The sequence below is a fragment of the Mycobacterium kansasii ATCC 12478 genome (assembly GCF_000157895.3).
In the GTDB taxonomy this organism is placed as follows: domain Bacteria; phylum Actinomycetota; class Actinomycetes; order Mycobacteriales; family Mycobacteriaceae; genus Mycobacterium; species Mycobacterium kansasii.
Genome location: NC_022663.1, coordinates 1,184,946 through 1,206,693, shown reverse-complemented (window position 1 = coordinate 1,206,693; position 21,748 = coordinate 1,184,946). Strand labels below are relative to the sequence as shown.

The following is a 21,748-nucleotide window of genomic DNA, read 5'->3' as shown; positions in this document are numbered from 1 at the left end:
GCGTTGGCCATCTACTCTTAGCCACCGTGACTGAACGGACCCTCGTGCTGATCAAGCCGGACGGTGTGCAACGCGGACTGATCGGCGAGATCATCGGCCGCATCGAGCGCAAAGGCCTGACCGTCGCGGCGCTGGAGCTCAGGAACGTCAACGACGAGCTGGCCGGCCGTCATTACGCCGAGCACGAAGGCAAGCCGTTCTTCGGGTCGTTGCTCGAGTTCATCACGTCGGGCCCGGTGGTGGCGGCCGTCGTGGAAGGGCCGCGAGCGGTCGCGGCGTTTCGCCAGCTCGCCGGCGGCACCGACCCGGTGGACAAGGCCACGCCCGGCACCATCCGCGGCGACTTCGGCTTGGAAACCCAATTCAACCTGGTGCACGGCTCAGATTCGGCCGAGTCGGCGCAGCGCGAGATCGCGCTCTGGTTTCCCGGCGCCTAGCGCCGGGAGACGTGCTTGCGAGCCGGATTCACCGGTGTACCGCTCAGACGAGGGTGATCCAGCCCAGTGATATGGGATACTGACTGCGGGTGAACGTCGCCGGACCGGCGTCGAACACCCGAATGAAGACTTCGACAAGCGCGACCATCGCCATCCGATGGGGCGCGGCGTGTCAAGCCGTCATTCAGCACGGCGCCGAGTGTGCTCGCCCGAGCGGCTCGGAGCAAGACCATCACAAGCCCGGGAGAAGTGACCCGAGCACATAGCGGAGCCCTCGCGTGGCCGCGTCGAAACGACGCGCCCGGGGGCTTGAGGAGAATACGTGGTAGACGGTGCCCCATCTTCAGACCCAAAAGAGCCGACACGGCATGAGGAACTGCCGGACCGCCTGAGAGTCCATTCGCTGGCACGAACGCTGGGGACCAGCAGCAGGCGGGTGCTCGATGCCCTCAACGCGCTGGACGGTCGTATCCGCAGCGCACATTCCAGCGTGGACCGGGTCGACGCAGTCCGGGTGCGCGACCTGCTGGCCGAAACGCCCATCGAAGAACCCGCCAACGAACCCAACCAAGCCAAACCAGAAGAAAACGCTGAACTCGGTGTCGCCGCGGCGGCTGTCGCACCGGGCGAAGCTGACGACGAAGCTGACGACGAAGCTGACTACGAAGCTGACTACGAGGCTGACGAGGCCCCGGAACCCGAATCCCGGCTGCTGCTGGAAACGCAGGAAACGGTGCAGGTCGTCGAGACGTGGGTGGAGCGGCCGCATTACCTGCCGCTGTTCGTCGCGCCGCAGCCGATTCCCGAGGCGATCGATGAGGACAACGGCACCGACGACGAGGCAGCCGACGATTCCGATGATGACGACGAACATGAGCAGATCGACCGGCCGAGCGGTCGGCGGCGTCGGCGTGGCCGTCGTGGCCGTGGTCGGGGACGCGGTGAACAGGGTGGATCCGACGGCCCCGGCGAAGATGACGGCGACGAAGCCGACCGGAAAGCGAATGGGGACTCTGCCCGTTCCGACGACTCCGAAAGTGACGATGCAGCGGACTCCGACGACACCGACACCGACGCCGGCGACGATGACAACGGCTCAGCAGAGGGCGCCAGCCGTCGTCGCCGCCGCCGCAGACGACGCAAGTCGGGTTCCGGAGAGGACGGCGACGAGGGCCCAGCGCCCGACGATCCGCCCAACACCGTCGTGCACGAACGCGCGCCCCGCAACGGCGGCGCCGGGGACGAAGAGTCCGGCAGCAACGAGATCAAGGGCATCGACGGCTCGACCCGGCTGGAAGCCAAACGGCAACGCCGCCGGGACGGCCGCGACGCCGGGCGGCGCCGTCCACCGGTACTGACCGAGGCCGAATTCCTGGCCAGACGAGAGGCCGTCGAGCGAGTCATGGTTGTGCGTGACCGGGTCCGCACCGAGCCGCCGCACCCGGGCACGCGCTACACCCAGATCGCGGTGCTCGAAGACGGCATCGTGGTCGAGCATTTCGTGACTTCCGCGGCTTCGGCTTCCCTGGTGGGCAACATCTACCTGGGCATCGTGCAGAACGTGTTGCCGTCGATGGAGGCGGCCTTCGTCGACATCGGTCGCGGCCGCAACGGTGTGCTCTACGCGGGTGAAGTCAACTGGGACGCAGCCGGACTCGGTGGGGCCGACCGCAAGATCGAACAGGCCCTCAAACCCGGCGACTACGTCGTCGTCCAGGTCAGCAAGGACCCGGTGGGCCACAAGGGAGCACGGCTGACGACGCAGGTGTCGCTGGCCGGCCGCTATCTGGTCTACGTGCCGGGCGCGTCGTCGACCGGGATCAGCCGCAAGCTGCCCGACACCGAACGCCAGCGGCTCAAGGAGATCCTGCGCGAGGTGGTGCCGTCCGACGCGGGAGTGATCATCCGCACCGCGTCCGAGGGGGTCAAAGAGGGCGACATTCGTGCCGACGTCACCCGGTTGCAGGAGCGCTGGCAACAGATCGAAGCCAAGGCCGCCGAGGTCAAGCAGAAGGCGGCCGGCGCTGCGGTGGCGCTCTACGAAGAACCGGATGTGCTGGTCAAGGTCATCCGCGACTTGTTCAACGAGGATTTTGCCGGGCTCATCGTTTCCGGCGACGAGGCCTGGACCACGATCAACGACTACGTGAATTCCGTTGCGCCCGATCTGGTTTCGAAATTGACCAAGTACGAGCCGGCCGAGCTTGCTGAAGGTCAGACGCGCCCCGACGTCTTTGCGGTGCATCGTATCGACGAGCAGCTGACGAAGGCGATGGACCGCAAGGTGTGGCTGCCGTCGGGCGGGACATTGGTGATCGACCGGACCGAGGCCATGACGGTGATCGACGTCAACACCGGCAAATTCACCGGGTCGGGGGGCAATCTCGAGCAGACCGTCACCAAGAACAACCTGGAGGCGGCCGAGGAGATCGTGCGTCAGCTGCGCCTGCGTGACATCGGCGGCATCGTGGTCATCGACTTCATCGACATGGTGCTGGAATCGAACCGCGACCTGGTGCTGCGCCGGCTGACCGAGGCGCTGGCCCGCGACCGCACCCGTCACCAGGTGTCCGAGGTGACCTCGCTGGGCTTGGTCCAGCTCACCCGCAAACGTTTGGGAACCGGCCTGATCGAGGCCTTCTCGTCGTCGTGTCCCCAGTGCAGCGGGCGTGGGATCCTGCTGCATGCCGATCCGGTGGATGCTGCGCCGGCGACCGGGCGAAAGTCGGAATCCGGAGGCCGGCGCAACAGGCGCTCGAAGAAGAGTCGCGCCGAAGAGCCCAGTGACAAAGGGATCGTGGCCAAGGTCCCCGCTCACGCCCCCGGCGAGCATCCGATGTTCAAAGCGATGGCAGCGGGCTCGTCCCTGGGACCCGGCCGTGGGGACGGGGAACCCGAGGAGTCCGGTGAGGAGTTCGCGGCCGCGATCGACGAAGAAACTGCGGTGGCGGTGTCCGACGGCATAGATGATCTCGAAGAAGACGCAGACAACGCCGGTGAGCCCGACGACATCGAAGACTTCGAGGACACCGACGAAGAAGACACCGATGAAGAGGACACCGACGAAGATGCCGACGAGGACACCGACGAGGACGAAGAACTCGACGACGAGGAGCTCGATGACGACGAGCTCGACGACGACGACCTCGGTGATGACGACCTCGATGACGAGCTCGACGTCGATGATTCCGACACCGACGACGACGACACCGATTCCGAGCCCGCCGACAGTCCCGATGGCCCGCCGGGACCCGTCGAGGTGGCATCGTTGCCGGAACGTCCGCGGCGGCGACGAGCGGCGGGCAGGCCGGCCGGTCCGCCGATCCATGTGGACTGACCGTCACGACCGCTGCGCCGGTTTGACCCTGTAGCCGCTGGTCACGTAACCTGGGTCAGTTGTCGCCAGGCTGCCAGCCTACGACGGCGATCCGGTCCAATCGCGCCTGCGGTGGCGCTGTGTGCCGAATCGCGAACCAGACCCGCACGCGTAGGCAACCGGTGGCGCGTGCCCGCAAATGTAAGCACGACAACGAGCAGAGGTGCACCCACGATGGCGACCTACGCAATCGTCAAGACCGGCGGCAAGCAATACAAGGTTGCCGTCGGAGACGTGGTCAAGGTCGAAAAGCTCGAATCCGACCCCGGCGCGAAGGTGTCGCTGCCGGTCGCCTTGGTCGTCGACGGTGCCACCGTCACCTCCGATGCCAACGCCCTGGCCAAGGTTGCGGTGACCGGCGAGGTCCTCGAGCACGTCAAGGGTCCCAAGATCCGGATCCACAAGTTCAAGAACAAGACCGGCTACCACAAGCGGCAGGGCCATCGTCAGCAGCTGACGGTCCTGAAAGTCACCGGCATCAAATAGCGGAGGCGACAAAATGGCACACAAGAAGGGCGCTTCCAGCTCACGCAACGGTCGGGACTCGGCCGCGCAGCGGCTGGGTGTCAAGCGGTTCGGCGGCCAGGTCGTCAAGGCCGGCGAGATCCTGATTCGTCAGCGTGGCACCAAGATCCATCCCGGCATCAACGTCGGCCGTGGCGGGGATGACACGTTGTTCGCCAAGGCGGGCGGTGCGGTCGAGTTCGGCATCAAGCGTGGGCGCAAGACCGTCAACATCGTGCCGCAGCCCTAAGCGCTTCGCGAGCGTAACGACAGGGCGGTTTCGCGGGCTTTGTTTCGCCCTCACGTCACATTCGGAGGGTGGGTAACCGATGCCCCGGTTCGTGGATCGGGTGGTCGTTCACGTGCGGGCGGGCTCGGGTGGTAACGGCTGCGCCTCGGTCCATCGGGAGAAGTTCAAGCCGCTGGGCGGTCCCGACGGCGGCAACGGCGGTCGCGGCGGCAGCATCGTCTTTGTAGTAGATCCGCAGGTGCACACCCTGCTGGACTTCCATTTCCATCCCCACATCACCGCGCCCTCGGGCAAACCGGGGATGGGTAGCAACCGCGACGGCGCCGCGGGTGCCGATCTGGAGGTGAAGGTGCCCGACGGCACCGTCGTGCTGGACGAAACCGGGCGGTTGCTGGCCGATCTGGTCGGGGCCGGCACCCGCTTTGCGGCCGCCGCTGGTGGCCGCGGCGGGTTGGGCAACGCCGCGCTGGCGTCGCGGGCCCGCAAAGCCCCCGGATTCGCGCTGCTCGGCGAACCCGGACAAGCGCGGGATCTGACCCTGGAACTCAAGACCGTCGCCGACGTCGGGCTCATCGGATTCCCGTCGGCCGGAAAGTCGTCGCTGGTGTCGGTCATTTCGGCGGCCAAACCCAAGATCGCCGACTACCCGTTTACCACCCTGGTGCCCAACCTCGGGGTGGTCTCGGCAGGCGAACACGCATTCACCGTCGCCGACGTGCCCGGCTTGATCCCGGGCGCGGCCCAGGGCCGCGGGCTTGGCCTGGATTTCCTGCGGCACATCGAGCGGTGCGCGGTGCTGGTGCATGTCGTGGACTGCGCGACCAACGAGCCCGGCCGCGACCCGATCTCCGACATCGACGCGCTGGAAGCCGAACTGGCGGCCTACACACCCACGCTGAGGGGGGATTCGGTGCTCGACGATCTCACCGAGCGGCCCCGGGCGGTGGTGCTCAACAAGATCGACGTCCCCGAGGCCCGGGAACTCGCCGAGTTCGTTCGCGACGAGATCGCCCAACGCGGCTGGCCGGTGTTCCTGGTGTCCACGGTCACCCGGGAGAACCTGCAGCCGTTGATCTTCGGGCTGTGGCACATGGTTGCGCGATACCACGCCGCACGGCCTCAGGTGGTGCCGCGACGGCCGGTCATTCGCCCGGTGCCCGTCGACGACAGTGGTTTCGACGTGCAGCCCGACGGCCGCGGTGGCTTCGTGGTGACCGGGGCCCGGCCCGAACGCTGGATCGGGCAGACCGACTTCGACAACGACGAGGCCGTCGGCTATCTCGCGGACCGCCTGGCGCGCCTGGGTGTCGAGGACGAGCTGTTGCGACTGGGTGCCCAGCCGGGGTGTGCGGTGACGATCGGTGAGATGACCTTCGACTGGGAGCCGCAAACTCCCGCGGGCGGTCACGTCACGATGTCGGGCCGGGGCACCGATGCGCGCCTGGAGCGCAACGAGCGGGTCGGCGCCGCCGAGCGCAAGGCGGCCCGCCAGCAGCGACGCGAACGCGGTGAGAGCTGATGACCAGTGCGCACCGGGAAGCCATCCGGACGGCCCGCAGCCTCGTCGTCAAGGTCGGCACGACGGCGCTGACCACCCCGTCCGGCATGTTCGACGCCGGCCGGCTGGCCGAGCTCGCCGACGCTATCGAGGCGCGGATGAAGGCGGGCACCGACGTCGTCATCGTGTCTTCGGGCGCGATCGCCGCGGGCCTCGAGCCGCTCGGATTATCCCGCCGCCCTAGGGATTTGGCGACCAAGCAGGCTGCGGCCAGTGTGGGGCAGGTGGCGCTGGTGAACTCGTGGAGCGCGGCGTTCGCCCGGTACGGGCGCACGGTCGGGCAGGTGCTGTTGACCGCCCACGATATTTCCATGCGGGTGCAGCACACCAACGCCCAGCGCACCCTGGACCGGTTGCGGGCACTGCATGCAGTGGCGATCGTCAACGAGAACGACACGGTGGCCACCAACGAGATCCGTTTCGGCGACAACGATCGGCTCTCGGCGCTGGTCGCTCACCTGGTGGGCGCCGAGGCGCTGGTGCTGCTGTCCGACATCGACGGCCTCTACGAGGCGGATCCGCGAAAACACCAGGGGGCGCGGTTCATTCCCGAGGTCTCCGGCGTCGCCGATCTGGACGGGGTTGTCGCCGGGCGCAGCAGCCACCTGGGTACCGGCGGAATGGCGTCCAAGGTCTCGTCGGCGCTACTGGCCGCCGATGCGGGGGTGCCGGTGCTGCTGGCGCCCGCAACCAACGTGGCGACGGCGCTCACCGACGCGTCGGTGGGCACCGTTTTCGCGCCGCGGCCCGGGCGCATGTCTGCGCGGCGGTTCTGGGTACGGTATGCCGCCGAGTCCGCCGGCTGGCTGACGCTGGACGCGGGTGCGGTGCGGGCCGTCGTGCGGCAGCGCCGGTCGTTGCTGCCGGCTGGCATCACCGCGGTGTCGGGCAAGTTTTTCGCCGGCGACGTCGTCGAACTCCGTGGACCCGACGCGACCACGGTGGCCCGCGGCGTGGTCGCCTACGACGCGGCCGAACTGGCCGCGATGATGGGCCGGTCCACCTCGGAGTTGCCCGGTGAACTGCGCCGGCCCGCGGTGCATGCCGACGACCTGGTGCCCGTTTGACCTTACGTAGCCGAGGCGGCTTTGAGATACAGTGCGCCCCAAACTATTTCGGTTAGCGTGGTGGCCAGCTCGGCGTCGAACTCGGGTGGTTTCGCCGGCAGGCTCTGCTGACAGACCCGCTCGACCATCCAGGTCAGCGCATCGGCGGTGATGGCCGCGGGCAGTTCGGCACGTTTGGAGCCGCCGGCCTGGCCGTCCTCGATGACGCGGGCCAGACGCTCGGAGATGGCGGTCAGCAGAACGCGATAGGTTTGTGCCGCCATCGGGTCGTAACCGGCCATCTCGCTGAGCGACAAACAGTGGTTGGTGATGCCGATAGCTGGCGATGATGGCCGACATCACCATATGGTCATGGTCGTGGATGCCGGTACCCGTGGCTACGACGCGATCGATCTGTCATCGCGCGCATTCTGGGCGTCGACCGCGGCCGAGCGGGAACGCTCGTTCGCGGTGCTGCGGGCCGAGCGCCCGGTGAGCTGGCATCGACCGGTCGAGGACGCCCTGCTCCAGGATCCGGACGACCCCGGCTTCTGGGCGGTCACCCGGCGTTCCGACATCGTCACGGTCAGTCGCGCCAATGAGGTGTTCCTGTCCGGCAAGGGCGTGATCTTCGAAAACGTGCCCGTGGAATTGCTGGAAGGTTCGCAGTCATTCTTGGCGATGGACCCGCCGCGACACACCAAGCTGCGCAAGCTGGTCAGTGCGGCGTTCACCCCGCGGCAGGTGCGCCGCATCGAGGACTCCATCAAGACGAACGCCAAGGTCATTGTCGAAGAGCTGCGGGCGGCGGGCAGCGGCGTCGATTTCGTCGAGCACTGCGCCAAAGAACTGCCCATGCGCACCTTGTCGGACATGGTCGGGATTCCCGCATCGGAACGCCAGCGCGTGGCGCACGCCGCCGACGCATTGGTCTCCTGGGCCGACTCGGTCTACCTCGACGGGCGCAACCCGCTGCAAGTCCTGTTCGAGAATCAGGCCTATCTGCATCAGCTTGCCGCCGAGCTGGCTGCCGAACGGCGCGACCACCCCGGCGATGACCTGTTCAGCGGCCTGGTGAACGCAGAAGTGGACGGCGACCGGCTCTCCGATGCCGATGTGGCGGCGTTCTTCGTGTTGCTTGCGGTGGCCGGCAATGACACCACTCGCCAAGCCACCAGCCACACGCTGCGCGCGCTCACCGATTTTCCCGCCGAAAAGGCTTGGCTGGTAGTGGATTTCGACAATCGGATCGGCACCGCGGTCGAGGAGTTCATCCGGTGGGCCACCCCGGTGATGACATTTCGACGCACGGCAGCAACGGATTTCGAGCTGGCCGGCCAGACCATCCGGGCCGGCGAGAAGGTGGTGATGTTCTATGCGTCCGGCAATCGGGACGAGGACGCGTTCGAGCATCCAGAGCGCTTCGAGCTGAGCCGCAGTCCCAACCCGCACGTGGGCTTCGGAGGTGGCGGTGTGCACTTTTGCCTGGGTGCTCATGTGGCCAGGGCGCAGCTGCGCGCCATTTTCGGTGAGCTGTTGCGGCAATTGCCCGGCATCCAGGCCGGCGATCCGGCCTACGTGCCGGGCAACTTCGTGCACGCTATCCGCACCATGCCCTGCACCTTCTGATGAGCGGCTGGCTCGCCAGTTCGGCGGCCAGCATCGTCAACGTCTCCGAGCATCCGCTGTCGATCTTCACCGCGGCCAAGCCGTCGCCGCGGGTGGGTCCCCGGTTGACGATCGCGATGGGGATCGCCAGGGCGGCGGCGCGGCGCACGAATCGGTAGCCGGAGTACACCGCCAGCGACGAGCCGGCGACCAGCAGCGCTTCGGCCTGATCAACCAGCGAATATGCCTCAGCCACAAGGTCTTTAGGCACGTTTTCACCGAAGTAGACGATGTCGGGTTTGAGTATGCCGGCGCAGCACGGGCAATCGAGATAGCGGAAGGATTCGGTGTGGGCTACCGAGGCGATGTTGGCGTCCGCGTCGGGCGCCACCGCTAATGCGCCGACCGCCGCGGTGTGCTCGATGAATCCGGGGTTGAGTGCCTCCAGCTGTTCGGCCAGCGCGGCCCGGCTGATCGTGTAACGGCAACTCAGGCAGACCACCTGCGCATAGGTGCCGTGCAGATTGACCACGTTGCGGCTGCCGGCCTTGGTATGCAGCAGATCGACGTTCTGGGTGATCACGCCCGTCACCACCCCGGCCCGCTCCAACGCGGCCAGTGCCCGGTGCCCGGGGTTGGGCGCGGTGTCGTCCATATGCCGCCAGCCGACGTGATTGCGGGCCCAGTATCGCCGGCGAAACGCCGGATTTGAGGTGAACTGGCCGATGGTCATGGGATTGCTCGGCGGTGAGTCGGGTCCCCGGTAATCGGGTATGCCCGAGTCGGTGGAAATCCCCGCGCCCGTGAGCACCGCGACCCGGCGGCCGGCCAGCAGCGCGACGAGTTCGGGAGATTCCACCCAACCGAGCGTAGGTGTCCGCGGACACCCCGTCACCCGATCCAGATGGCGATACCGCGACAATGGAGGGCAATGAGCTTCTATTCCGCATACCGGCACGGGTTCGTGCGCGTCGCCGCGTGTACGCACCACACCACCATCGGCGATCCCGCGGCCAATGCCGCCTCGGTGTTGGGCCTGGCGCGCCAGTGTCACGACGACGGCGTCGCCCTGGCGGTGTTTCCCGAGCTGACGTTGTCCGGCTATTCGATCGAGGACATCCTGATGCAGGATGCCCTGCTCGACGCCGTCGAGGATGCACTGCTGGACGTGGTGGCGCAGTCCGCCGACCTGCTGCCCGTCCTGGTGGTCGGTGCGCCGCTGCGGTATCGGCACCGCATCTACAACACCGCGGTCGTCGTCCATCGCGGCAGCGTGCTGGGTGTGGTTCCGAAGTCCTACCTGCCCACCTACCGGGAGTTCTACGAGCAGCGCCAGGTCGCGGCCGGCGACGACGAGCGCGGCAGCGTGCGGATCTGCGGATCGGACGTGCCGTTCGGGCCGGATCTGCTCTTCACCGCGTCGGACCTGCCCGGGTTCGTCCTGCACGTGGAGATCTGCGAAGACATGTTCGTCCCGGTCCCGCCCAGTGCCGAGGCGTCCCTGGCCGGTGCGACCGTGTTGGCCAACCTGTCCGGCAGCCCGATCACGATCGGGCGCGCCGAGGACCGCTGCCTGCTGGCCCGGTCGGCGTCGTCGCGGTGCCTGGCGGCCTACGTCTATGCCGCCGCGGGTGAGGGGGAGTCGACGACGGACCTGGCGTGGGACGGCCAGACCATGATCTGGGAGAACGGGGTGCTGCTGGCGCAATCCGAGCGCTTCCCGAAGGGCGAGCGCCGTTCGGTCGCCGACGTGGACACCGAGTTGCTTCGCTCGGAGCGGCTGCGGATGGGCACCTTCGACGACAACCGGCGTCATCACCGGGCAGCAGCGGAGTCGTTCCGGCGCATCGAGTTCCGGGTCGATCCGCCCACCGGTGACATCGGGTTGCGGCGGACCGTCGAGCGGTTCCCGTTCGTGCCGGCCGATCCGCGACGGCTGCAACAGGATTGCTACGAGGCCTACAACATCCAGGTGTCCGGCCTCGAGCAGCGGCTGCGGGCGCTGCACTACCCGAAGGTGGTCATCGGCGTCTCGGGCGGCCTGGACTCCACGCACGCGCTGATCGTCGCGGCCCGCGCGATGGACCGCGAGGAACGCCCGCGCAGCGACATTCTGGCGTTCACCCTGCCCGGCTTCGCCACCGGCGAGCGCACCAAGACCAACGCAGTCAAGCTGGCGCGAGCGCTGGGGGCCACGTTCGAGGAAATCGATATACGCGACACCGCCGCGCTGATGCTCAGCGAGATGGGTCATCCGTTCGCGCGCGGCGAAAAGGTCTACGACGTCACCTTCGAGAATGTGCAGGCCGGCCTGCGCACCGATTACCTGTTCCGCATCGCCAACCAGCGCGGCGGAATCGTCCTCGGCACCGGTGATCTGTCCGAGCTGGGGCTGGGCTGGTCGACATACGGTGTCGGCGACCAGATGTCGCACTACAACGTCAATGCCGGGGTACCCAAGACGCTGATCCAGCACCTGATCCGCTGGGTTATCACCTCGGGCGAATTCGACGAGCACGTGGGCGAGGTGCTGCAGTCGGTGCTCGACACCGAGATCACCCCGGAGCTGGTTCCCAGCGGCGAAGAGGAGGAGCTGCAGAGCAGCGAGGCGAAGGTCGGACCCTTTGCGCTGCAGGACTTCTCGCTGTTCCACGTGTTGCGCTTCGGGTTCCGGCCGTCGAAGATCGCGTTTCTGGCCTGGCATGCATGGCATGACTCCGAACTCGGCACGTGGCCGCCCGGCTTCCCGCACGACAAGCGCCCGTCCTACTCCCTGTCCGAGATCCGGCATTGGCTGCAGGTTTTCGTCGAGCGGTTTTACTCTTTCAGCCAGTTCAAACGCTCGGCATTGCCCAACGGCCCCAAAGTGTCGCACGGGGGAGCGTTGTCCCCACGCGGGGATTGGCGCGCCCCGTCGGACATGTCGGCCCGGACGTGGCTCGACCAGATCGAGCAGGAAGTGCCACAAGACTGAACACGACTCATCCGGTAATAGAGCGAGTCGTTGCGTGAGGTCTGTGGCAGGAAATTCTGGTAGCCGGCGGGACGGCTCCAGAGTGCCTGCACGGCGTGACTTTCCATGCCTCAAGGACCGGCGGACGGCTGCAGCCGATATGTTCGCCCGCGGCAAGCGTCAGATCGACGTAATAGACAAGCTGGGCGTTTCGGCGCAGACTGCATCGCGCTGACACCGGAATTTCCTGGCCGGCCTGTCTCCAGACACGATCGAGGAGGCCACGCCGCAACCGAATCCAGGGTCAACCGGGTCGGGTACAACTACGACCTGTGTCTTGTCGTGCTCCCATACGGGACTTTCTCCATCTGCGGATCTCCGTAATCCCTTGTGTCACTGTGGTTTCAGTGGTCACATGACGGCGATTGTTGTCGGTGGCTGTTCGTAGAATTTCAGGCATGGGTTCGAGCAGTCGTGAAGACATCGTCGGGGTCTTCAACACGCTCGACGCGGATCTGGATCGTTTGTGCGAGTTGTCTTTTGACGTGCTCACCACCCCCGAGCGAATGCGCGCCCTGGAGCGCCTGGAAAGCTTGGCGCGCCGGCTGCGGACACCGCAGCACACGCTGATCAATCAGCTCGGCGCGCAGGCCGGCGAGGAAGAACTGGGCGCCAAACTGCGCTCGGCGCTGGCTGATCGGTTGCGTATCACCAAGGCCGAAGCGAGCCGGCGCATCGACGAGGCAGCTGATCTCGGGCAACGGTGGGCGCTCACCGGTGCGCCATTGGCGCCGCAGTTGACCGCGACCGCGGTCGCCCAGCGCGACGGGCTCGTCGGCGACGGGCATGTGCGGGTGATCCGCAGCTTCTTCGCCCACCTGCCCGCCGAGGTGGACCTGGCTACCCGGGAGGCCGCCGAAGCCGACCTGGCCCGCAAAGCCTGCGGGTATCGCCCCGACGAGTTAGCCAAATACGCCCAACGGATCATGGATTGGCTCAACCCCGACGGGGAATGTCGCGACCAGGAGCGGGCCCGCAAGCGCGGGATCATGCTGGGCAGGCAGGAATTCGACGGGATGTCGCGCATCAGCGGCATGCTGACCCCGGAGTTGCGCGCCGCCGTGGAGGCCGTGTTGGCCAAGCTGGCCGCCCCCGGGGCGTGCAACCCCGATGACCAAACCCCCGTCGTGGATGAGACGCCCGATGAGGATGCGGTGCGCCGTGACACGCGCAGTCAGGCGCAACGCAACCACGACGGCGTCCTTGCCGGACTGCGGGGGCTGTTGGCGTCGGGGGAGTTGGGCCAACACAACGGGTTACCGGTGTCGATCGTGGTGACCACCACGCTGCAGGACCTGGAATCCGCCGCCGGCAAGGGCCTGACCGGCGGGGGCACGCTGTTGCCGATGAGCGATGTGATCCGCCTGGCCAGCCACGCTCACCACTATTTGGCCATTTTCGATCGCGGCAAGGCCCTGGCGCTGAATCACACCAAACGGCTGGCTTCCCCCGCGCAGCGAATCATGCTCTACGCCAGGGACCGTGGCTGCACGAAGCCGGGATGCGATGCCCCCGCCTACCACAGCCAAGTCCACCACGTCCAAGGCTGGAAGGCCACCGGCCGCACCGACATCGACGAGCTGACCCTGGCCTGCGGAGTCGACAACCGACTCGTCGAAAAAGGCTGGACCACCCGCAAAAACGCCCAAGGCGACACCGAATGGCTACCCCCGGCCCAGCTAGATCGCGGACAGCCCCGGACCAACCCGTATCACCACCCCGAAAGATTCCCACGCGACGGCGACGACGAGCCGGTTTGACGCGTTAGACCTTACGGCAATGCGGCAGATAACCCTGTGCGGCCAACCGTGGTAGGACACCGCCGCTGTCGATGATGTCGAGGATCAACGCCGGCAGGGTGGTCACCGTTCCGCAGGCGCCGGTGGTGTCGTTGCGCCAGCTGCCCTCGGCGAGATCGAACGTTGCCTGATCGCCTTCGGCAAAGATGGTGGTGGCGTGGGGCACTGTCATCGCGGGCAGTCCGGCATTGACCGCATTGCGGAAGAACAGGGAGTTGAACTCCTCGGCGACCAGCCCGGCGATGCCAAGCTCGACGAACAGCGCCGCGACCGGTCGCGATGATCCGACGCCGAAGTTCTTGCCGGCCACCAGGATATCGCCCGGAGACACCCCGTCTGCCCACCCGGGACGGAGCTGGTGGAAGACATGCCGAGCCGCCTCGGGCCGATCCATCTTCATGGCAAAAGCTGGGTACATGGCGTCGGTGTTGAGGTCGTCGCCGAACAGCCAGACTCTGCCGCTGAAAGTGAGTGTCATGCAACCAGACTCCTCGGGTCGGTGATGTAACCGGTGACCGCTGACGCAGCGACGGTCGCCGGTGAGGCCATGAAGATCCGTGCCGCCGTGCTGCCCATCCGCCCGGTGTAGTTGCGGGTACTCGAGGTGATACACACTTCGCCGGGCCCGACCAGTCCCATGTGGTAGCCGAAGCAGGCGCCGCAGGTGGCGTTGGTGACCACGGCGCCGGAGTCGGCGAGGTCCTGTAAGTAGCCGCGCCGCATGGCCTCCCGGTACACCGCTTGGGATGCGGGCGTGACCAGCAGCCGCACCCCCGGCGCGATGCTGCGGCCGCGCAGCACCCGAGCGGCGATTTCGAGGTCTTCGAGTTGACCGTTGGCGCACGACCCGATGAATGCCTGGTCGACCGCCTGTCTGCCGAGTTGCGAAACGGGCAGCCCATTGCGGCTGACGGTGCCCGGAAGAGCGACATACGGCTCGAGCGTGGCCAGGTCGACGGTCCGGATGTCGTGGTACCCGGCGTCGTGATCCGGCGCCGCAACGCGGTATCCATCGATACCCCGCGCGTCCAGGTTTCCGGTCACCATGTCGTCGGCTTCGAAAATGCTGAAATCAGCGGATAATTCGGCCCCCTGGGTCGCGATGGTGCGCCGATCGTGCAGCGGGATAGTGGGTAGGCCGCTACCGCCGTATTCCAGATTCCGGTTGGCGGCATCACCATAACGGCTGGCGATGTGCAGGAAGATGTCCTTGCCGCTGACGGTGTCCGGTTTGACGCCACGCAACTCGTATCGGATGGTCGGCGCGATCTGGTACCAGGTCTGGCCGGTGCACATGATCGAGTACACCTCGTCGGTCCCCAGGCCGCGGGCCGCGGTGTTGTACGCTCCGGCGGCGCAGGTATGGGAGTCACTGCACGCCAGTACTTCTCCCGGCCGGGCCAGTCCGTTCTCGGCGATGACCTGATGGCTGATGCCATGCCTGCCGACGTCGTAGAAGCGCCGGATGCCGAAGTCGGCGACGAATTTCCGGGCATGCTGACCGCCGACCGCATCTCGGACCGTCGGTGCCGGCACGGCGTGGTCCATCACCACCGCCAGTTTCTCAGGGTCGTGAATCCGGTGGGGCTGTATCCATTCTCGCGCGAATTGGAGGTCGATCAGCACGGTCATGTCGACATCGACGACGACGGTGTCACCGGGCGATACGGTGTATTGGCCGGTCTTGCGGGCGAAGATCTTCTCGAGGATGGTCATGCCCATGCGCAGGCCTCCGTCGGCGCGTACCTGGCTTCAATGTCCGACCACTCCGCCAAACCGACCAGGTTGAAGAATTCGGTGGGCGTACCTGCCCGGTGGGTGCTGGGATCGGTCCCGTTGAGCTCACACAGCGCCGCCAGCATGGCCGCCGTCGCGCGCCGAGCCAGCTGACCCGGATGAATCGCCACCGCGTAACCCAATTCCTGCAACCGCGTCACCGGCACCCGCGGAGTCAGGCCGCCGACGACCAGATTGATCAACAGCGGGGCCTCGACTTCACGTGCGATGCGCTCGATTTCACCGATGCTCTGCGGAGCTTCGATGAAGACGATGTCGGCGCCAGCGGCGGCAAACCGGTTGGCGCGTTCGATGGCCACGTCCAGGCCGAGCGGGGCCCGCGCGTCGGTGCGCGCCACGACCAGCAGGCCGTCGTCGGTCCGGGCGTCGAGCGCGGCTGCCAGGGTCTGTTCGAACACCGCGGCGTCCACGACCCGTTTGTCCGGCAGATGGCCGCATCGCTTGGGAAATACCTGATCTTCCAACTGGATTGCGGCCACACCGGCGTTGTCGTAGGACCGGACGGTGCGCACCACGTTCTTGGGCGCGCCGTAGCCGGTGTCGGCGTCGGCGATCAGCGGGATGTCGCCCAGTACGCCGACGATCATCCGCGCCCGCTCGGCCATTTCCGACGCGGTGACCAGGCCGATGTCGGGCAGGCCGTATCCGGATGCCGCCACCCCGGAGCCGGTCAGATACGCCGCGACGTGACCGGTGCGTTTGGTCAGGTGCGCGGAAATCCCGTCGAAAACCCCTGGGGCAACGATGAGTTCACGAGTGTCGAGCAGGGCTCGCAGTCGGCGGCGGGCCGGTGTCGTTGGCATGGATGGCAGTCCTCTCCGGAAACAGGTTGTTATATACATATAACAACCTGTTCCTTCGTGGTGCAACCGCAACGGTGTGGAAGCATGAGAACCGTGCACCAAGTCGGCGGCAAGACCGCACCCGTGTCGGCCGGCGCCGGCGTGCCGCTGCACCGGCAGCTCTTCCTGGTGCTGCACGACGAGATCGAACGCGGCGTGCTCGCCCCCGGGGATGCGCTACCCACCGAACAGGCGTTGTGTGACCAATTCGGTGTTTCTCGGATCACCGTGCGGCGCGCCCTGGCAGACCTGGCCGAGCAGGGCTATATCCAGCGCAGGCACGGTGTGGGTTCCTTTGTGCGCGAAGAGTTTCCTGCGGACCGGTCAGCGCCCGGCCGCTCGTATCTGGAGGGGCTGAGGCAGACCCAGTTCGAAACCGAAGCCGAGATCATCGAACTCGGCGTGCGGCGACCGCCGCGGGCGGTGGCCCGAGCGCTGCAGACGACCGGCGAGCTGCTGCACGTGGTGCGGTTGCGGCGGCAACGCCGCACCGGCGAGCCGCTGATCGTCAGCGACGTCTGGTTGCCGGCCGAACTGGCCGGCACGCTCACCGAATCCGCGCTGCGCAAGGCGCCGCTGTACGAACTGGTGAAACGAACCGGGGCGGTCGTGGACCGGGTGCAGCACGAGATCACCGCCGAGATCGCGGGCCCGCGCTACGCGCAGCTCCTCAAGACCGCGATCGGGGCGGCGCTGCTGCGGATCAACCGGCTCATCTTCGCGGCGGGCGTGCCGCACCACTACCAGTCGGTGCTGTTGTCGCCGACCCGCAGCCGGCTGCTGCTGACGCAGTCCTCCGATGAACTCGAGGCGGCCGACGGTCTGGCGATCGCCCACGACGTGCGCCGCGAACCTAGGTGAGTGCCGCCTCGATCGCATCGGCGGGCGGCGCACAATCTCCGGCGCCCGCCACCGTGGTCGCCAGTGCCCCTGCCGCGCAGGCTCGCTGCAACGCGCGCAGTCGCTGGGCCGGCGAAGCACCGTCCGGTGGCCAATGGGCAGCCAGGACCCCGGCGAATACGTCACCGGCTCCGGTGGTGTCCACCGCGGTCACTGCGGGGGCGGCCACGTCCAGTTCGCCGTCGACACCGACGTAGCGGGCACCGCGCGCGCCGCAGGTGACCACGAGGTGGGCCGGCGACCAACGCCATTGCTGGGCTTCGGACTCGTTGGCGATCACGACGTCGGCCACCGCCGACAATTCGGGCCCGGCGCCGTGCAGTCGGCCGGCCGGGGAGACATTGACCATGACGATTGCCCCGGCCGACCGGGCCTGCCGGGCCGCGGCCACCGCCGTCTCCGGCGGAATCTCCAACTGGGTCAGCAACACGTCGCAGTCGCCGACCGCCGCGGGCGGCAGCTTCAGCTGCCCATTCGCGCCGGGAGCCACCACGATGGTGTTCTCGGCGCCGGTATCGACCACAATGATCGCCGTCCCGCTCGGGCCGGGCACCCGGACCATTCCGTCAATGCCGACACCGTTGGCCAGCAGGTGGGCCCGCAGCTGGTCGGCAGCCGCGTCGTCGCCCACGGCGCCGACGAACTGGACGTGCGCGCCCGCGCGTGCGGCGGCTACCGCCTGATTACCGCCCTTGCCACCGGGCGCACAGTTCAGTGCCGATGCCAGCACCGTCTCGCCCGGGCGCGGCAGCGTGGTGACGGCGAACGTCAGATCCATGTTCAGGCTGCCCACCACACAGACTCGCCGCGCCGTCATTGTGCCGACGTTAACAACGCTCGGCCCGGTCATCACATTGTCGGCAAACATCGTTTAGCCGAGCGTGTCGGCGCTAGTCTGCGAGGTGATTCGGTGCTTGTAGAGCGGAAGCAAAGAGGAAGTGGAGAGGAAGCCGGTGACATCGGGCGAGGCAACAGATTCCGTGCCGGAGGCACCCGCCCCGGTCCGCACGAGCATCATCCCCAAGCGCCTGAGAAAGGAGAGCCGCCGCCGCCCGCGGTTCCGGGTGAGCATCCAGTCCAAGCTCATGGTGCTGCTGCTGCTGTCGAGCATCGTTTCAGTGGCCGCGGTCGTTATCGTCGGTTACCAAACCGGCCGTGCCTCACTTCGGGAAGCAGCATACGAACGGTTGACCGAGTTGCGCGAATCGCAGAAGCGGGCAATCGAGACGCTGTTTTCCGACCTGACCAATTCGCTGGTCATCTATGCGCGCGGCTTGACGGTGGTGCAGGCCGTCGCGCAGTTCACCGCGGGTTTCGACCAATTGGCCGACGCGACCATCAACCCGGCCCAGCAGCAGGCGATCGTCAACTACTACAACAACCAGCTCATCAAACCGGTGGAACGAACGACGGGCGAAAAGCTCGATATCACCGCGTTGCTGCCGACGTCGCCCGCCCAGAAGTATCTGCAGGCCTACTACACCGCGCCGTTCACGTCGGATCAGGACTCGATGCGATTCGACGACGCCGGTGACGGCAGCGCATGGTCGGCCGCCAACGCGCGATTCAACGGCTACTTCCGCGAAATCGTCACCCGGTTCGATTACGACGATGCGGTGTTGCTGGACACCCGGGGCAATATCGTCTACAGCCTGAGCAAGGATCCCGACCTGGGCACCAACATCCTGACCGGGCCGTACCGGGAATCCAACCTGCGCGACGCCTACCTTAAAGCGCTGGGCGCCAACGCCGTTGACTTCACCTGGATCACCGACTTCAAGCCGTATCAGCCGCAACTGGACGTACCGACGGCGTGGCTGGTGGCACCGGTTCAGGCCGACGGGAGAACCCAAGGTGTGATCGCCCTGCCGCTGCCGATCGCCAAGATCAACCGGATCATGACCGCCAACCAGCAGTGGCAGTCCGCGGGCATGGGCCGGGGCACGGAGACCTATCTCGCGGGCCCGGACAGTCTCATGCGTTCTGATTCGCGGCTCTTCGTGGAAGACCCCGACGAGTACCGGCGACAATCGGTGGCCGCGGGCACCCCGCTCGACGTGGTTAACCGCGCGATCCAACTCGGTGGCACGACGCTGCTACAGCCCGTTGCAAGCGCGGGTTTGCGCGCCGCTCAGCGCGGTCAGACCGGAACCATCACCGCCACCGACTACACCGACAACAAAGAGTTGGAGGCCTACGCGCCGCTGGATGTGCCCAACTCCGACCTGCACTGGTCGATTCTGGCAACACGCGACAACTCCGAGGCATTCGCCGCGGTGGCCGCGTTCAGCAGGGCCCTGGTGTTGGTCACCGTGGCCATCATTCTCGGCATCTGTGTCGCTTCGATGCTGATCGCCCAGGCGATGGTGCGGCCGGTCCGTCGGCTGGAGGCCGGCACCCAGAAGATCAGCGCCGGCGACTACGACGTCACCATTCCGGTAACCACGCGTGACGAAATCGGTGATCTCACAGCGGCTTTCAACGAGATGAGCCGAAACCTGGAAATCAAGGAGGGTCTGCTCAACGAACAGCGCCGGGAAAACGACCGGCTGCTGCTGTCGATGATGCCCGAGCCGGTGGTGCAGCGTTACCGCGAGGGGGAGAAGACCATTGCCCAGGAGCACCAAGACGTCGCGGTGATCTTTGCCGACATCCTGGGGCTGGACGATATTTCCAGGGACCTCTCGGGCAACGAGCTGGTCGGAATCGTCGACGACTTGTTCCGGCAGTTCGACTCGGCGGCGGAATCCCTTGGGGTCGAACGGATTCGCACATTGCACAACGGTTACCTGGCCAGTTGTGGGGTGACCACGCCGCGGCTGGACAATGTCGCGCGGACCATCGACTTCGCGCTGGAAATGCGGCGCATCATCGACCGGTTCAACCGACAAACAGGTCACGAACTCCGCCTGCGGGCCGGTATCAACACCGGCAACGTCATTAGCGGGCTGGTCGGCCGATCCAGCGTCGTCTATGACATGTGGGGCGCCGCGGTGAGCCTGGCTTACCAAACGCACAGTGGCTCACCGCAACCCGGAATCTACGTCACCTCGCCGGTGTACGAGGCGATGCGGGATGTGCGGCAGTTCACCCCGGCGGGCACCATCTCCGTCGGCGGAGTAGACCAGCCGATCTACCGATTGTCGGAGCGATCATGAATGTCCTGAGTACGCCGTGGTTTTACTGGGCTGTGGCCATCGCCATCGGATTACCGGTCGGGCTGATCATCCTCACCGAGTTGCACAACTCTCTCGTCCGCCGCAAGAGCCACCTGGCCCGGCAAGTCGGCCTGCTGCGTAACTATCTGCTGCCGCTGGGTGCCCTGCTGCTGCTCCTGGTGAAGGCGTCCCAGATCCCGGCCGGAGACGGCACGGTGCGAATCCTCACCACACTGTTCGGCTTCCTGGTGCTGGTATTGCTGTTGTCGGCGCTCAACGCCACGGTATTTCAGTCAGCGCCGGAAGACAGCTGGCGCAAGCGACTGCCCACCATCTTCCTCGACGTGGCCCGGTTCGCACTGATCGGCGTCGGCCTGGCGATGATCCTGTCCTACGTCTGGGGGGTCCGGGTCGGGGGCATATTCACCGCTTTGGGGGTGACCTCGGTTGTCATCGGCCTGATGCTGCAGAACTCCGTGGGCCAGATCGTGTCGGGGTTGTTCATGCTGTTCGAGCAGCCGTTCCGGATCGACGATTGGCTGGACACGCCCACCGCGCGGGGGCGAGTTGTGGAGGTGAACTGGCGCGCGGTGCACATCGAGACCGGAACCGGCTTGCGGATCACTCCGAACTCGATGCTGGCAACCACGTCGTTCACGAACTTGTCCCGCCCGGGTGGCTCGCACAAGTGCACGATCACCACGAAATTTGCCGCCGCCGACGCACCGAACCAGGTGTGTGCGATGCTGACCCGGATAGCCGGCGGGCTACCGCAACTCAAGCCCGGAACCATTCCGGAAACCGTCGCACTGGGCGGCGGCGAGTACCGCACCACGGTCCGGCTGAGATCACCCGCCGACGACGGTGCCGCACAGGCGACGTTCTTGCCGTGGGTCTGGTACGCGGCCCGACGGGAAGAGCTTCACCTTGACGAGTCCGACGACGAATTCTCGACGACCGAACGCGTGTGGGACGCGTTGCGCACGGTGGTCGGCCCGGAGTTGCGGCTTAGCCTGACCGAGCAGCAGTCATTGGTGCCCTACGCGAGGGTGGTGCGCTACGGCGCCGACGAGATCGTGCAGCACGCCGGCGTCGTTCCCAAGGGAATGGCCTTCATCATCGCCGGCAGCGTTCGCCTGACCGCGACGGCCGAGGACGGTTCGGTTGTCCCGATCGGCACCCTCAACCAGGGCGCGTTCTTGGGGTTGACCGCGCTGACCCGCCAACCCAACCCCGCCGGCGCGGTGGCGCTGGAGGAGATGACCGCACTCGAGATCGACCGCGAACACCTCGAGCACGTCGTCATGAACAAGCCGATGTTGCTGCAGGAGTTGGGCCGGCTCATCGACGAACGGCAAAGCAAGGCGCAGCGGGTGACCGGGCGTGAGCGGGTCGGTTGAGCTGTCGCCCATTTAGGGCGCCGTTGGGCGCCGCCTAGGACGTAGGAATGAAACTGCTGC

The 21,748-nt window shown here is 66.5% G+C and carries 17 protein-coding genes and 1 pseudogene; 12 read left to right on the top strand and 6 right to left on the bottom strand.

Features of this window, described 5'->3' with window-relative positions:
- Positions 1–26: 26 nt before the first annotated feature.
- From ndk to proB, 6 genes are all read left to right on the top strand, one after another.
- The gene (gene ndk, locus MKAN_RS05135) at positions 27–437 is read left to right on the top strand and encodes a nucleoside-diphosphate kinase (RefSeq protein ID WP_023365861.1); all 411 of its coding nucleotides are present in this window, start codon (positions 27–29) and stop codon (positions 435–437) included.
- A gap of 322 nt (positions 438–759) precedes the next feature.
- Positions 760–3,774 (top strand): ribonuclease E, encoded by a 3,015-nt coding sequence (gene rne, locus MKAN_RS05130; protein ID WP_036392588.1) that lies wholly within the window; start codon positions 760–762, stop codon positions 3,772–3,774.
- 213 nt (positions 3,775–3,987) lie between these two features.
- Positions 3,988–4,299, top strand: a complete 312-nt coding sequence (gene rplU / locus MKAN_RS05125; protein WP_023365855.1) for a 50S ribosomal protein L21 — start codon at positions 3,988–3,990, stop codon at positions 4,297–4,299.
- Between the two features lie 13 nt (positions 4,300–4,312).
- The gene (rpmA, locus tag MKAN_RS05120; RefSeq protein WP_023365853.1) at positions 4,313–4,567 is read left to right on the top strand and encodes a 50S ribosomal protein L27; all 255 of its coding nucleotides are present in this window, start codon (positions 4,313–4,315) and stop codon (positions 4,565–4,567) included.
- A 79-nt stretch (positions 4,568–4,646) separates the two neighbouring features.
- The gene (obgE, locus tag MKAN_RS05115) at positions 4,647–6,086 is read left to right on the top strand and encodes a GTPase ObgE (protein ID WP_023365852.1); all 1,440 of its coding nucleotides are present in this window, start codon (positions 4,647–4,649) and stop codon (positions 6,084–6,086) included.
- Positions 6,086–7,192 (top strand): glutamate 5-kinase, encoded by a 1,107-nt coding sequence (gene proB / locus MKAN_RS05110; protein WP_023365850.1) that lies wholly within the window; start codon positions 6,086–6,088, stop codon positions 7,190–7,192. The genes obgE and proB overlap by 1 nt, the downstream gene beginning before the upstream one ends.
- A 2-nt stretch (positions 7,193–7,194) precedes the next feature.
- On the opposite strand, the pseudogene MKAN_RS05105 reads toward proB, so the two are convergent.
- A pseudogene (locus MKAN_RS05105) lies at positions 7,195–7,558 on the bottom strand (TetR/AcrR family transcriptional regulator); the annotation flags it as partial.
- On the opposite strand from MKAN_RS05105, the gene MKAN_RS05100 reads away from it, so the two are divergent.
- Entirely contained in the window at positions 7,544–8,800 is a 1,257-nt protein-coding gene (locus MKAN_RS05100) for a cytochrome P450 (protein ID WP_036392960.1), read from the top strand. The pseudogene MKAN_RS05105 and the gene MKAN_RS05100 sit on opposite strands and share 15 nt — an antisense overlap.
- Here MKAN_RS05100 and MKAN_RS05095 read toward each other — a convergent pair.
- Complete coding sequence (locus MKAN_RS05095; protein ID WP_023365843.1) at positions 8,772–9,638, bottom strand: NAD-dependent protein deacetylase; 867 nt, start codon at positions 9,636–9,638, stop codon at positions 8,772–8,774. The genes MKAN_RS05100 and MKAN_RS05095 overlap by 29 nt on opposite strands.
- A 72-nt stretch (positions 9,639–9,710) precedes the next feature.
- Here MKAN_RS05095 and MKAN_RS05090 point away from each other — a divergent pair, with 72 nt between their 5' ends.
- Positions 9,711–11,753, top strand: a complete 2,043-nt coding sequence (locus MKAN_RS05090; protein ID WP_023365841.1) for an NAD(+) synthase — start codon at positions 9,711–9,713, stop codon at positions 11,751–11,753.
- 437 nt (positions 11,754–12,190) lie between these two features.
- Entirely contained in the window at positions 12,191–13,552 is a 1,362-nt protein-coding gene (locus MKAN_RS05085; protein WP_023365839.1) for an HNH endonuclease signature motif containing protein, read from the top strand.
- A gap of 4 nt (positions 13,553–13,556) precedes the next feature.
- On the opposite strand, the gene MKAN_RS05080 is transcribed toward MKAN_RS05085, so the two are convergent.
- From MKAN_RS05080 to MKAN_RS05070, 3 genes are read right to left on the bottom strand one after another with little or no spacing between them, the layout of a single operon-like run.
- Positions 13,557–14,069, bottom strand: a complete 513-nt coding sequence (locus MKAN_RS05080) for a LeuD/DmdB family oxidoreductase small subunit (protein WP_023365837.1) — start codon at positions 14,067–14,069, stop codon at positions 13,557–13,559.
- Positions 14,066–15,313 (bottom strand): 3-isopropylmalate dehydratase large subunit, encoded by a 1,248-nt coding sequence (locus tag MKAN_RS05075; RefSeq protein WP_023365835.1) that lies wholly within the window; start codon positions 15,311–15,313, stop codon positions 14,066–14,068. The genes MKAN_RS05080 and MKAN_RS05075 overlap by 4 nt, the downstream gene beginning before the upstream one ends.
- Positions 15,304–16,191, bottom strand: a complete 888-nt coding sequence (locus tag MKAN_RS05070; RefSeq protein ID WP_023365833.1) for an isocitrate lyase/PEP mutase family protein — start codon at positions 16,189–16,191, stop codon at positions 15,304–15,306. The genes MKAN_RS05075 and MKAN_RS05070 overlap by 10 nt, the downstream gene beginning before the upstream one ends.
- 84 nt (positions 16,192–16,275) lie before the next feature.
- On the opposite strand from MKAN_RS05070, the gene MKAN_RS05065 reads away from it, so the two are divergent.
- Positions 16,276–17,091 carry a GntR family transcriptional regulator gene (locus tag MKAN_RS05065; protein ID WP_023365831.1) on the top strand — a complete coding sequence of 272 codons (816 nt, stop codon included), beginning with the start codon at positions 16,276–16,278 and terminating at the stop codon, positions 17,089–17,091.
- On the opposite strand, the gene MKAN_RS05060 is transcribed toward MKAN_RS05065, so the two are convergent.
- On the bottom strand, positions 17,084–17,947 hold the full coding sequence (locus MKAN_RS05060) for a ribokinase (RefSeq protein WP_178131771.1): 864 nt from the start codon (positions 17,945–17,947) through the stop codon (positions 17,084–17,086). The genes MKAN_RS05065 and MKAN_RS05060 overlap by 8 nt on opposite strands.
- Before the next feature lie 136 nt (positions 17,948–18,083).
- Here MKAN_RS05060 and MKAN_RS05055 point away from each other — a divergent pair, with 136 nt between their 5' ends.
- Both MKAN_RS05055 and MKAN_RS05050 read left to right on the top strand, forming a co-directional pair.
- Entirely contained in the window at positions 18,084–20,288 is a 2,205-nt protein-coding gene (locus MKAN_RS05055) for an adenylate/guanylate cyclase domain-containing protein (protein WP_036392964.1), read from the top strand.
- A complete protein-coding gene (locus tag MKAN_RS05050) occupies positions 20,285–21,688 on the top strand; it encodes a mechanosensitive ion channel family protein (protein ID WP_023365823.1) in 1,404 nt (467 codons plus the stop codon). Before MKAN_RS05055 ends, MKAN_RS05050 begins: the two co-directional genes overlap by 4 nt.
- Positions 21,689–21,748 lie beyond the last annotated feature (60 nt).

Excerpts from the sequence above, each read along its gene's own strand:
- rplU (WP_023365855.1), top strand. The coding sequence starts at position 3,988 with ATGGCGACCTACGCAATCGTCAAGACCGGCGGCAAGCAATACAAGGTT.
- rpmA (WP_023365853.1), top strand. The coding sequence starts at position 4,313 with ATGGCACACAAGAAGGGCGCTTCCAGCTCACGCAACGGTCGGGACTCG.
- obgE (WP_023365852.1), top strand. The coding sequence starts at position 4,647 with ATGCCCCGGTTCGTGGATCGGGTGGTCGTTCACGTGCGGGCGGGCTCG.
- proB (WP_023365850.1), top strand. The coding sequence starts at position 6,086 with ATGACCAGTGCGCACCGGGAAGCCATCCGGACGGCCCGCAGCCTCGTC.
- MKAN_RS05100 (WP_036392960.1), top strand. The coding sequence starts at position 7,544 with ATGGTCGTGGATGCCGGTACCCGTGGCTACGACGCGATCGATCTGTCA.
- MKAN_RS05090 (WP_023365841.1), top strand. The coding sequence starts at position 9,711 with ATGAGCTTCTATTCCGCATACCGGCACGGGTTCGTGCGCGTCGCCGCG.
- MKAN_RS05085 (WP_023365839.1), top strand. The coding sequence starts at position 12,191 with ATGGGTTCGAGCAGTCGTGAAGACATCGTCGGGGTCTTCAACACGCTC.
- MKAN_RS05080 (WP_023365837.1), bottom strand. The coding sequence starts at position 14,069 with ATGACACTCACTTTCAGCGGCAGAGTCTGGCTGTTCGGCGACGACCTC.
- MKAN_RS05075 (WP_023365835.1), bottom strand. The coding sequence starts at position 15,313 with ATGGGCATGACCATCCTCGAGAAGATCTTCGCCCGCAAGACCGGCCAA.
- MKAN_RS05070 (WP_023365833.1), bottom strand. The coding sequence starts at position 16,191 with ATGCCAACGACACCGGCCCGCCGCCGACTGCGAGCCCTGCTCGACACT.
- MKAN_RS05065 (WP_023365831.1), top strand. The coding sequence starts at position 16,276 with ATGAGAACCGTGCACCAAGTCGGCGGCAAGACCGCACCCGTGTCGGCC.
- MKAN_RS05060 (WP_178131771.1), bottom strand. The coding sequence starts at position 17,947 with ATGACGGCGCGGCGAGTCTGTGTGGTGGGCAGCCTGAACATGGATCTG.
- MKAN_RS05050 (WP_023365823.1), top strand. The coding sequence starts at position 20,285 with ATGAATGTCCTGAGTACGCCGTGGTTTTACTGGGCTGTGGCCATCGCC.